Below are 10,799 nucleotides of genomic sequence, written 5' to 3'. Positions count from 1 at the left end.
CGGGGCGGGTTTCGATCAGGCCTTCCTGGTTGAGCAGGTCCACCACACGGGGTGTGGGGCTGGGCGACACCACAGCTGCTGCAGCGGCAGGCGGCGTCACCGTGCCTTCGGCTAGCAGCTTGAAGTCCAGCAGGCGCTGCGTGTAGTCGTAGGTGGGGCCCAGCACCTGGCCACCAGGCAGGTCCTTGAAGGTGGCGGAGATGCGGCGGTCCAGCGCCATGCGGCTGGTGTCCAGCGCGCAGGTGGTGCCCAGGCGTGGCAGCGTGGCGCGGTAGGCGCGCAGCAAAAAGATGGCTTCCACCAGGTCGCCTGCTGCCTGCTTGATGGCCAGGGCCGCAAGCTCGGAGTCGTACACCGATCCCTCGGTCATGACGCGGTCCACCGCCAGCTTGAGCTGCTGGCGGATCTGCGCTACCGAGAGTTCAGGCTGTGCGGCATCGCCCCGGCGCTGGCGAGCCAGCAACTGGTAGCTGTTGAGAATGGCGGCTTCTCCGCCTTTGACGGCTACGTACATGCTCAGGCCTCCTGAAGGGCTGCGGCGCTGCGCGTCGCCAGCGTGGTGCGTGGCAGGCCCACGATGTGGTCTGCAGTGGCCAGCAGCAGATCCACTCCGCGTGGAAACACCCCATGGTTGGCCGCCCACTGGGCCTCGAAGTCGTCGGGCAAACCATCCACCTGCAAGGCCGCCACCTCCTGGATGCCGGGGCCACGCAAGTGCCACGCATCACTCGCGTCCACCGTGGTGGCGGCACGCGATACATCGACCACGCAAGTCGCTGACTGATCGGGGTAGATGTCGGTACCCAGGGCCAGACGGTTCAGGGCAGGCAGCGCATCACCCTGCGCCACCCACACAAAACGAGCCTGCGCAGCGTCGGCCACCAGAGTGCAGCCTGTGTGAAAGCGCAGCCAGGCACCGGCATCGCTGTTTGCCAGTCTGGGGGAGAGCCACAACGTGCAGTCGCTGTCGAGCAGCGCCAGCAGCACGGCAGCCGATGCGGCATGCCCCACGGCAGGAGCCTGCGCGTCGTGTTCTACCGCCACCGTCCGACCAGGGTGCGACAGTGCCTGCAGCACCGAGCGGAATACCGCCTGGCTGCCAAAGGCTTCATTCGAAAATCCGGCACCCAGCGATGCCAAGGGGGGCGTGCTCATTCGGTGTCCTCATCGTTGTCAGAACCGCTCTCGCGCGCCACGGTGAAAAAGTCCACCTTGGTGCTGGCGGCCCGCGCCTGGCGCTCGGCCTGGGCGTTGCGCAGGTGGTTGCGGATGGGTTCGAGCAGTTCTGCGTCCAGCACCGGTTGCTGAACAGGGTCTTGCAGCAGCGCATCGGCCAGGGCCGCCAGCTGCACCTGGCGGTGCGACCGGCCCAGCACGTAGGCCACGCCCACAGTGGCCTCGGCGGCGTCCGATGTGTCGGCCACGCGCAGCGCGCAGCGGGTGACGGTAACCTCGCCCAGGTTGAAGCGCTCGCCCGTGCCACCGGCGCGGCCCTGCACCATCATCAGGCCGGTCTCTGGTGCACGCAGCCAGCGCGCGGGGCGCGTGGCGTGCTCGTGCAACGCAGATTCGAGCAGCCCCAGCGGCGCCCGGGCCAGCAGCGCCATCCACTGCGCGCGGCCCAGGGGGCGGCCCGGCCCCGGGTTGTCAAAGGCTTGAAACATGGAAGTGGTACCCTGAAAGTTGTATAGACAAATTGAACAACTGGCGCCAGCTTAAAGAGCGCGCATGTAGGTTTCATGACAGCCAGCACCACCTCTCTCACGACCCCGTTGCAGGTCCCGCAAGCACCACCACTGCGCCCTGCGCGCGACAGCTTCTGGACGCGCATTGCCGCCGAGTTGGCCGAGGCCATCGGCAGCGGCGTCTATCCGCCAGGCCAGCGACTGCCCTCGGAACACGCGCTGGCCGAGCAGTTCGGCGTGAACCGCCACACCATTCGCCGCTCGCTCGCCAGCCTGTGCAGCCAGGGGCTGGTGCGCATCACACAGGGCAGCGGCACCTATGTGGAAGACTTTGCGGTGGACCTGGTGCTGGGCAAGCGCACGCGCCACCAGCAGGGCCTGGCACAGGCCGGTCTGCGCGGCAGCCTGGTGGTGCTGCAGGCCCAGACCACGCGCGCCACGGCGGCGCTGGCCAAGGCGCTGCAGGTGCCCGCGCGCAGCCCGCTGCTGGCGCTGCGCGTGCGGGGCGACGCCGAGGGCCAGCCCCTGCACATCAGCGAGCGCTACTTTCCCCTGCCCCGATTTGAAAACCTGGCGGCCGTGGTGCGCGAAACGGGCTCCATCACCGCCGGCTTCACCGCCCACGGCGTTGCAGACTACACGCGCCGCGAAAGCCGCATCACCGCCGAGCTGCCCAGCGCCGAAGTGGCTGCCCAGCTGCGCCAGCCCACCTCACGCCCCGTGCTACAGGTAGAGAGCCTGAACGTGGACCTGGCAGGCAAGCCCATCGAATGGGCCCGCGCCTGGTTTGCGGGCGACCGCGTGAAACTGACCATTGACCACGATGAACACGCCTGACATGCCACCCACCCACCACCGCTATGCGGTCTATTTCGCACCCAACCCGGGCAGCCTGGGCTGGCTCGCCGGCAGCCACTGGCTGGGGCGCTGCGCTGCGCTGCTGCAGCCGCTGCAGCAGCTCGCCATCGACGGCGTGGCGGCGGACGACCTGCACCGCCTGACCGCAGCGCCCCGCCGCTACGGCTGGCACGCCACACTCAAGGCGCCGTTTGCGCTGGCGCCCGGCGCCGACTGGATCACGCTGCACCAGGCCGTGCAGTCCGTGGCGCGCGGGCTGCAACCCTTTGTGCTGCCGCCCCTGCAGGTGCAACGCATCGACGACTTTCTGGCACTGGTGCCCCCGGCGTTGCACCTCGCCAATGCGCAGATCCAGGAGACCGCCGCCACCTGCGTGACGGCGCTCCAGCCCTTGGCCGCTCCCTTGTCCGACGCCGACCTCGCCCGGCGCCGCTCGGTGGGGCTCACTGCCCGGCAAGACGCGCTGCTGCAGCAATGGGGCTACCCCTTTGTGCTGGACGAGTTCCGCTTTCACCTGTCGCTCACCGGCAGCCTGGCGCAGGTGGACACACAGACGCAGGCGCTGGTGTTCGAGGCCGCGCAGGAGTTCTTCTCGGACCTGCCCATCCTCAAGTTCAACAGCCTGGCCTTGTTCGCAGAGCCCACACCCGGCGCCGACTTTGTGCTGCTGGATCACCTGGAGATGGGCGCATGACCGCGGGCCGGCTGGTCTACTGCATGGGCCCCTCGGGTGCGGGCAAGGACAGCCTGCTGGACTGGCTGCGCGCCCACCTGCCCCAGCCCTGCCCCGTGCACTGGGCGCAGCGCACCATCAGCCGTGCCGCGACGTCTGCCGGCGAAGTGCATGAAAGCGTTTCGCCCCAAACGTTTGTTGCGCTGTGCAGCGACCACGCATTTGCCCTGCACTGGCAGGCCAACGGCCTGGGCTACGGCGTGCGGCATGCGCAACTGGCGCCGCTGGCGCAGGGCCACTGGGTGCTGCTCAATGGCTCGCGCGCCTACCTGCCCGAGGCCCTGGCGCGCTTCCCGGACCTGGTGGCCGTGCACATCACCGCCAGCCCGCAGGTGCTGCGCGGACGTCTGCTGGCGCGCGGCCGCGAGACGCGCGAAGAGGTGGAGGCCCGGGTGCAGCGCGCGCTGGCCTACAGCCCGCCGCCGGGCGCGGCCAGCCTGGAGGTGCACAACGACGGAGCGCTGGGCGATGCGGGCCTGCGGCTGCTAAACGCGTTGGAAAATTTACCGGGCTGGCCCCAGCGCAGTGGCAAACTTTCGCCCATTGTTTCCGTACTTTCCAGCACGCCATGACCACCATCACGATCTATCACAACCCCAAGTGCGGCACGTCCCGCAACACCCTCGCCATGATCCGCAACAGCGGCATGGAGCCCGAGGTCATCGAATACCTCCAAACCCCGCCCGACCGTGCCACGCTGGTGGCGCTGATTGCAGCGACAGGCGAGCCGGTGATCAACGCCGTGCGCACCAAGGAGGCGATCTTCGCCGAGCTGCAACTGGACGCACCGGGCGTCACCGACGCGCAGCTCATCGACGCGATGCTGCAGCACCCCATCCTCATCAACCGCCCCATCGTGGTCACGCCCCTGGGCACGCGGCTGTGCCGCCCGTCCGAGAAAGTGCTGGACATCCTGCCCGCACCGCAGCAAGGTGCCTTCACCAAGGAGGATGGCGAAGTCGTCATCAACGCGCAGGGCCAGCGTGTCTGAGGCAACCTCGCGCGCCCCCGCCATGGCCCACCGCGCGGCATGAGCGCCGCCTCGCAACGCTGGACCGTGGCGCGCCTGGGCACGGCCCAGACGCTGGCCTGGGCCTCGTCCTACTACCTGCCTGCCATGCTGGCCGCGCCCATGGCGCGCGACCTGGGTGTGGCCACCCCCACGGTGTTCGCCGCGTTTTCCGTGGCGCTCATCGTGTCGGCGCTGCTCGGGCCTTTCGCGGGTCGCGCCATTGACCGCCATGGCGGCCGCCCGGTGCTGATGGGCACCAACCTGTTGTTTGCAGCTGCTCTGGCGGGCATGGCCCTGGCGCAAGGCCCGGTGGGCCTGTTTGCCGCGTGGGTGCTGATGGGCGTGGCCATGGGGTCGGGCCTGTACGAGGCGGCGTTTGCCACGCTGGTGCGGCTGTACGGCCAGGGCGCGCGCAGCGCCATCACCGGCATCACGCTGATCGCGGGGTTCGCCAGCACCGTGGGCTGGCCGCTGTCGGCCTGGATGGAGACGCAGTGGGGTTGGCGCGGCGCGTGTGCGGGCTGGGCCGCATTGCACCTGCTGGTGGGCGTGCCGCTCAATGGCTGGCTGCCGCGCGCCGACGCCGCAGACAAGGCCCCCGAACCATCGACGGACGCCATCGCAGCGCCCGCCACAGAAACGGCCGTATCCGCCCCGCCCACTCCAGCACACCCGCTGCGCACCACCGTGCTGCTGTCCTTTGTGTTTGCGGTCACGTGGTTCACCAGCACCGCCATGGCAGCCCACCTGCCGCGCCTGCTGCAGGCCAGCGGTACGTCGCTGCATGCGGCAGTGGCCCTGGCGGCACTGGTGGGCCCTGCGCAGGTGGCGGCACGCCTGCTGGAGTTTGGTTTTCTGCGCCGCCTGCACCCGCTGCTATCGGCCCAGCTGGCAGCCGCCGCACACCCTGTGGGCGCGGGCCTGCTGATGGTGCTGGGCGGGCCTGCGGCAGCGGTGTTCACCGTGCTGCACGGGGCAGGTAACGGGATACTGACCATTGCCAAGGGCACGCTGCCACTGGTGCTGTTTGGGCCAGCAGGCTACGGCGCGCGCCAGGGCCTGATGATGGTGCCCGCCCGCGTGGCGCAGGCGTTTGCACCGGTGCTGTTTGGCATGCTGCTGGACAGCGCCGGGGCAGCGGCCCTGTGGCTCACCACACTGCTGGGCCTCGCCGCGTTGGGAGCGCTGTGGCTGCTGCGTCCCGTGGCGCGGGTCTGAACAATCAACCGCGCGGCACCACAAACGCCTTGCGCGCAGCGAGCGCAGCGGGGCGCGAGTGGCAGCCTTCCAGGTGGTCATTGACCAGCCCCATCGCCTGCATGAAGGCGTACACCGTGGTCGGGCCCACAAAGCTCCAGCCGCGCTTTTTCAGGTCCTTGGACATGGCAATGGAAGCCGGCGATGTGGACAGGGTGCGCGCCACTTCGCGCGTGATGCGCTCGGGCCGGTCGGTGGCAGCGGGCTCGTAGCGCCAGGCGTAGTGCGCCAGCGAACCAAACTCGCGCCGCAGCTCCAGCACACGGTGGGCATTGTTGATGGTGGACTCGATCTTGCCGCGGTGGCGCACGATGGCCGCGTCCTGCACCAGGCGCTCGACCTCGGCCGGGCCGAAGGCTGCGACCTGCTCGGCGTCGAAGTTCGCGAACGCCGCGCGAAAGCCCTCGCGCTTGTTCAGGATGGTGAGCCAGCTCAGGCCCGATTGAAAACCCTCCAGGCAGATCTTCTCGAACAGCCTGCGGTCGTCGGCCACCGGAAAGCCCCACTCGGTGTCGTGGTAGTGGCGGTACAGCGGCGTGGACTGGCACCAGGTGCAGCGCGGGCAACCGGCCTCGTCGGCGAACAGGCCGTCGGCCAGCGCGGGTTGGCGAGCAGGATCGGGAGCGGTCAAAGGGGTCATGCGCGGCATTCTAGAAACCACCACAGCCAGGCTGCTGACAGGGCGAGCGCAAAGGGTTCGATCTGCCCATAAACTGCCCCCATGCGCCAGCCACTTTCCCGCCTGCGGGCCACTTTCAGCCTGATGTTTTGCCTGGTGCTGGCCGGCTGCGCCAGCACCACCGGTCCCTCCAACGCGCTGGGCTACTACTGGCAGTCGCTGCGCGGGCACATGCAGATCATGCATGCCGCAGAACCGATTGACGACTGGGTGGCGCGCAAGGACATCTCGCCCGCCCTGCGCGAGCGGCTGCAGCTGGCGCAACGTGCGCGGGCCTTTGCTGTGGCAGAACTCGGCCTGCCCGACAACGCCAGCTACCGCCGCTATGCCGACCTGAAGCGCCCCGCCGCCGTGTGGAATGTGGTCGCCGCGCCGCCCTATTCGCTGACGCTGCACACCTGGTGCTTTCCGGTCACGGGCTGCATCGGCTACCGGGGCTATTTCACCGAGGCTGCGGCACAGGCCGAGGCCGCCGAGCTGTCCGCACAGGGCCTGGAGGTGGAGGTGTACGGCGTGCCCGCCTACTCCACGCTGGGCTACATGAACTGGGCGGGCGGCGACCCGCTGCTGTCCACCTTCATCGCCTGGCCCGAGGGCGACTTTGTGCGCCTGCTGTTCCACGAGCTGGCGCACCAGGTGGTCTATGCCAAGAACGACACCTTGTTCAACGAGTCCTTTGCCACGGCGGTGGAGCGCATTGGCGTGGCGCGTTGGCTGGCCACGCAGTCCACCCCCGCCGCGCGCGAGGCCTACGCCACCAGCGAAGCGCGGCGCAGCGCCTTCCGCATGCTCACCCGGGCCACGCGCACCCGCCTGGCGGCCATTTATGAGCAGAAGGAGCTTCAAGCGCCAGAAGATCATTCCTTGAGTGCTATGAAAAAAGAAGCAATGCAAGCGTTTCGAGACGACTATGCCGCACTGCGCGCACGCTGGCTGGACACGCCCGGCGGGACGCCCCCCCGGGCCACCACTGCCCAGGTGGCAGGCTACGACCGCTGGGTGGCCCAGGCCAACAACGCCAGTTTTGCCGCCCAGGCCGCCTACGACGAACTGGTGCCCGCGTTCGAGGCCTTGTTTGAACGCGAGGGGCGCAACTGGCCCCGGTTTTATGATGCCGTACGACAACTGACGCAGCAGCCCCTGCCCGAGCGGCACGACACACTGCGCGCCCTTTTACCTGACCCCCAACACCTCAAGGAGACAGCCGGTGCCTGACATTCATATCCACCGCGAACACCACCTGGGCTTCAAGGAAGCCCGCAAGGTCGCCTTCTCCTGGGCCGAAAAGGCCGAAGAAAAATTCGACATGGAATGCACCTACGAAGAAGGGGACAAGGAAGACCTGCTCACCTTCACCCGCTCGGGCGTCAAGGGCACGCTGCTGGTGGATGCGCACCAGTTCGAGATGAAGGCACAGCTCGGCTTTCTGTTCGGCGCGTTCAAGGACCGCATCGAGGCCGAAATTGGCGAACAGCTGGATGCACTGCTCAATGCACCGCACCCCAATGCCAAGAAGCCAGCGGCCGACAAGAAGAAAGCGGCGGCAGACGCGGATGCTGACAAGCCGGCACCCAAGGCAGCGGCCAAGCCTGCCGCCAAGGCCAAGAAGGCCTAGCCACCGCCATGACATCCACCGCGAGCGAGACCGCCGCCCACAGCCCGGCGTTTGACACCCTCTCCACGCTGCTCCACACCCGCTACAGCTGCCGCGCTTTTCTGCCCGAGCCGTTGCCGCGCGGCACCATCGAAGCCATCCTGGCCACCGCGCAGCGCACAGCATCGTGGTGCAACGCGCAGCCCTGGCAGCTCACCATAGCCAGCGGCGCCACGCTGGAGCGCCTGCGCAGTGCACTGCAGTCGCACATGACGACCACCGCAGCCCCCAACCCCGACCTGCCCTGGCCCCGCGAATACCGGGGCGTGTACCAGGAACGGCGGCGCGAATGCGGCTGGGGCCTGTACGAAGCCCTGGGCATTGCCAAGGGCGACCGCGAAGCCTCGGCCCGCCAGGCGGCGCAGAACTTCACGATGTTCGGCGCACCGCATGTGGCCATCGTCACCAGCGACGAGGCACTGGGCGTCTATGGTGCGGTGGACTGTGGCGCGTATGTGAGCAACTTCATGCTGGCCGCGCACAGTATGGGCGTGGGCTCCATCGCACAGGCGGCGCTCGCGTCCTACCCCGGCGTGCTGCGCGAGGTGCTGGGCATTGGCAACGACCGCAGCATCGTCTGCGGCATCTCCTTTGGCATGGCGGACCCGGCCCACCCGGCCAACCATTTCCGCACCACACGCGCCGACTCCGCCAGCAGCGTGGTCTGGAGGGACTGAGAACGGGTGACCGGACTGGCGTCAGGCCACAGCGCGCAGCAGGGGGTTGTGCGTGCGCAGCAGCCCAAACAGGTTCTTGGGGTCTGACAGCTGGGGGATGAGTTCGATGGGTTGGCCCATGCCCAGCTCGGCGGCCGTATCGCGCAAGAAGCGCAGCGCAGAAAAGTCCTCCAGCGCAAAGCCTACGGAGTCAAACACCGTTATTGCGGCATCGCTGGCCCGGCCGGTGTGTTGGCCTGCCAGCACTTCCCACAGCTCGGTCACCCCAAAGTCGGCCGGCAGCTGCTGGATGTCGCCTTCGATGCGCGTCTGCGGGGCGTATTCCACAAACACCTGGGCCTGGCGCAGCACGTCGGCATGCAGCTCGGTCTTGCCGGGGCAGTCGCCCCCCACGGCGTTGATGTGCATGCCGGGCGCCAGCATGCCGGGCGTGAGGATGGTGGCGTTGGTCTTGTCGGCCGTCACCGTGGTCACGACGTCGGCGCCGCGCACGGCCTCGGCCGTGCTGTTGCAGGCCACGGTGCGCAGGCCTGTGCCTTGCAGGTTGGCCTGCAGCTTGGCGGTGGCGGCCGGGTCGGTATCAAACAGCCGCAGCGTGGTGATGCCCAGCAGGTGGTGGAAGGCCAGTGCCTGGAACTCGCTTTGGGCGCCGTTGCCGATCAGCGCCATGGTGCGGCTGCCAGGCCGCGCCAGGGCGCGGGCGGCCACGGCCGACATGGCGGCGGTGCGCAGGGCGGTGGTGAGCGTGAGTTCGCTCAGCAGCAGCGGCGCGCCCGTGGCCACATCGGCCAGCACGCCAAACGCCATCACCGTAGGCAGGCCCCAGCGCGTGTTCTTGGGGTGGCCGTTGACGTACTTGAACGCATAGGTCTGGTCATCGGCAATGGGCATGAGTTCGATCACGCCGTCGCGCGAGTGGCTGGCCACACGTGCGGATTTGTCGAACGCGCCCCAGCGCAGAAAGTCGGCCAGGATGTAGTCGGCAATGCCGCGCAGGCAGGCCTCGACGCCTTTGCGCTGCACCATGTCGATGACATCGGTGGCACTGAGGTAGCGGGTGGAAAAAGGATGGTGTGAGGGCATGGCGCTTGTCTCCGAATGGGAATGGATACGGCTCCAAGCAGTGTCCCGAAGCGCCAAAACAATGGGAATCGCCCAATCTGCTGCATATTGCTGGGCTGTTTGCCGGTATGGCATCACAAATTGCCACTTTGTTCAAAACCCCCAGAGCACCTTCTGGCAGCGCCAGCGCGCTATCCTCGGCGGCATCCTCCGTCCAGCACCATGACGCAACCCCAAGTCCTCATCAGCGAAGTCGGCCCGCGCGATGGCCTGCAGTCCGTCAAAGCCACCATGCCCACGGCCGACAAGCTGCGCTGGATCGACGCCCTGGTGGCGGCCGGCCTGCGCGAGATCGAAGTCGGCTCCTTCGTGCCCGCCCGCCTGCTGCCCCAGATGGCCGATGTGGCCGAAGTGGTGCGGCACGCGCTCACCCACCCTGGCATCACCGTGATGGCCCTGGCGCCCAACCTGCGCGGCGCCGAGGCGGCGCTGGCAGCAGGGGTGCACAAGGTCACCCTGCCGGTGTCGGCCAGTGCTGCCCATTCGCTGGCCAATGTGCGCAAGACACGCGAGGCCATGGTCGAGGAGGTGCGCGCCGTGGCACAGCTGCGTAACGCGCAGGCGCCCGGCGTGCTGGTGGAGGTGGGGTTGTCCACCGCCTTTGGCTGCACGCTGCAGGGCGTGGTGCCCGAGGACGATGTGATCTGGCTCGCAGGCCTGTGCGCCGAGGCCGGCGCCGACGAGGTGGGCCTGTCGGACACCACCGGCATGGCCAACCCGGCGCAGGTGCGCCGCCTGTTCACGCGCCTGCGCGCCGAGCTGGGTGCCAAGGCCGGTGCGGCCCACATGCACAACACCCGCGGGCTGGGGCTGGCCAACTGCCTGGCGGCCTACGACGTGGGAGTGCGCACCTTTGATGCGTCGCTGGGCGGCCTGGGCGGCTGCCCCTATGCGCCGGGCGCGTCGGGCAACGTGGTGACCGAAGACCTGGTGTTCATGTTCGACGCCATGGGCATTGCCACGGGGGTGGACCTGGAGCGCCTGATGGCCGCCCGCGTGCCGCTGCAGGCGGGGTTGCCGGGCGAGGCGGTCTACGGCATGACGCCGGAAGCCGGGCTGCCCAAGGGGTGGGTCCAGCGTTAGGCGCCTCTGCCCCCAAAGAAAAAGGCGACCAAGGTCGCC

General features: G+C 68.4%; 14 protein-coding genes. 9 read left to right on the top strand and 5 right to left on the bottom strand.

Annotated features, from left to right (window positions below):
- From AC07X4_RS15200 to phnG, 3 genes are all read right to left on the bottom strand, one after another.
- On the bottom strand, window positions 1-514 hold a 514-nt coding region (locus AC07X4_RS15200), incomplete at its 3' end, for a carbon-phosphorus lyase complex subunit PhnI (RefSeq protein WP_494740545.1).
- A 2-nt stretch (window positions 515-516) separates the two neighbouring features.
- Window positions 517-1,155 (bottom strand): phosphonate C-P lyase system protein PhnH, encoded by a 639-nt coding sequence (phnH, locus tag AC07X4_RS15195; RefSeq protein WP_494740544.1) that lies wholly within the window; start codon window positions 1,153-1,155, stop codon window positions 517-519.
- On the bottom strand, window positions 1,152-1,664 hold the full coding sequence (gene phnG / locus AC07X4_RS15190) for a phosphonate C-P lyase system protein PhnG (protein WP_494740543.1): 513 nt from the start codon (window positions 1,662-1,664) through the stop codon (window positions 1,152-1,154). The genes phnH and phnG overlap by 4 nt, the downstream gene beginning before the upstream one ends.
- Window positions 1,665-1,739: 75 nt before the next feature.
- Here phnG and phnF point away from each other — a divergent pair, with 75 nt between their 5' ends.
- Genes phnF through AC07X4_RS15165 form a run of 5 tightly spaced genes read left to right on the top strand, consistent with a single transcriptional unit; the run spans window position 1,740 to window position 5,506 of the window.
- Entirely contained in the window at window positions 1,740-2,522 is a 783-nt protein-coding gene (gene phnF, locus AC07X4_RS15185) for a phosphonate metabolism transcriptional regulator PhnF (protein WP_444824042.1), read from the top strand.
- Complete coding sequence (locus tag AC07X4_RS15180; RefSeq protein WP_494740542.1) at window positions 2,509-3,237, top strand: DUF1045 domain-containing protein; 729 nt, start codon at window positions 2,509-2,511, stop codon at window positions 3,235-3,237. Before phnF ends, AC07X4_RS15180 begins: the two co-directional genes overlap by 14 nt.
- Window positions 3,234-3,848: a phosphonate metabolism protein/1,5-bisphosphokinase (PRPP-forming) PhnN gene (phnN, locus tag AC07X4_RS15175; RefSeq protein WP_146870143.1), complete on the top strand. Its 615-nt coding sequence runs from the start codon at window positions 3,234-3,236 to the stop codon at window positions 3,846-3,848. Before AC07X4_RS15180 ends, phnN begins: the two co-directional genes overlap by 4 nt.
- Window positions 3,845-4,267 (top strand): arsenate reductase (glutaredoxin), encoded by a 423-nt coding sequence (arsC, locus tag AC07X4_RS15170; RefSeq protein WP_494740541.1) that lies wholly within the window; start codon window positions 3,845-3,847, stop codon window positions 4,265-4,267. Before phnN ends, arsC begins: the two co-directional genes overlap by 4 nt.
- A 39-nt stretch (window positions 4,268-4,306) precedes the next feature.
- A complete protein-coding gene (locus tag AC07X4_RS15165) occupies window positions 4,307-5,506 on the top strand; it encodes an MFS transporter (RefSeq protein ID WP_146870145.1) in 1,200 nt (399 codons plus the stop codon).
- Window positions 5,507-5,510: 4 nt separating this feature from the next.
- Here AC07X4_RS15165 and AC07X4_RS15160 read toward each other — a convergent pair whose 3' ends face one another.
- A complete protein-coding gene (locus AC07X4_RS15160) occupies window positions 5,511-6,185 on the bottom strand; it encodes a DNA-3-methyladenine glycosylase I (RefSeq protein WP_146870146.1) in 675 nt (224 codons plus the stop codon).
- A gap of 81 nt (window positions 6,186-6,266) precedes the next feature.
- Here AC07X4_RS15160 and AC07X4_RS15155 point away from each other — a divergent pair, with 81 nt between their 5' ends.
- The 3 genes from AC07X4_RS15155 to AC07X4_RS15145 are packed head-to-tail and all read left to right on the top strand — an operon-like array spanning window position 6,267 to window position 8,555.
- Complete coding sequence (locus tag AC07X4_RS15155; RefSeq protein WP_494740540.1) at window positions 6,267-7,439, top strand: aminopeptidase; 1,173 nt, start codon at window positions 6,267-6,269, stop codon at window positions 7,437-7,439.
- Window positions 7,432-7,839, top strand: coding sequence for a polyhydroxyalkanoic acid system family protein (locus AC07X4_RS15150; protein WP_108498749.1), 408 nt, complete (start codon window positions 7,432-7,434; stop codon window positions 7,837-7,839). Before AC07X4_RS15155 ends, AC07X4_RS15150 begins: the two co-directional genes overlap by 8 nt.
- 8 nt (window positions 7,840-7,847) lie before the next feature.
- The gene (locus tag AC07X4_RS15145; RefSeq protein ID WP_108498750.1) at window positions 7,848-8,555 is read left to right on the top strand and encodes a nitroreductase; all 708 of its coding nucleotides are present in this window, start codon (window positions 7,848-7,850) and stop codon (window positions 8,553-8,555) included.
- 21 nt (window positions 8,556-8,576) lie between these two features.
- Here AC07X4_RS15145 and ocd read toward each other — a convergent pair whose 3' ends face one another.
- Entirely contained in the window at window positions 8,577-9,638 is a 1,062-nt protein-coding gene (ocd, locus tag AC07X4_RS15140; protein ID WP_436074367.1) for an ornithine cyclodeaminase, read from the bottom strand.
- Window positions 9,639-9,839: 201 nt separating this feature from the next.
- Between ocd and AC07X4_RS15135 the strand changes: the two genes are divergently transcribed.
- A complete protein-coding gene (locus AC07X4_RS15135) occupies window positions 9,840-10,760 on the top strand; it encodes a hydroxymethylglutaryl-CoA lyase (RefSeq protein WP_494740539.1) in 921 nt (306 codons plus the stop codon).
- The last annotated feature ends 39 nt before the right edge of the window (window positions 10,761-10,799 follow it).

This window comes from Acidovorax sp. GW460-11-11-14-LB4 (assembly GCF_059423685.1).
Note: the sequence above shows the minus strand (reverse complement) of the source record. Positions and strands in the feature narration are given on the sequence as shown.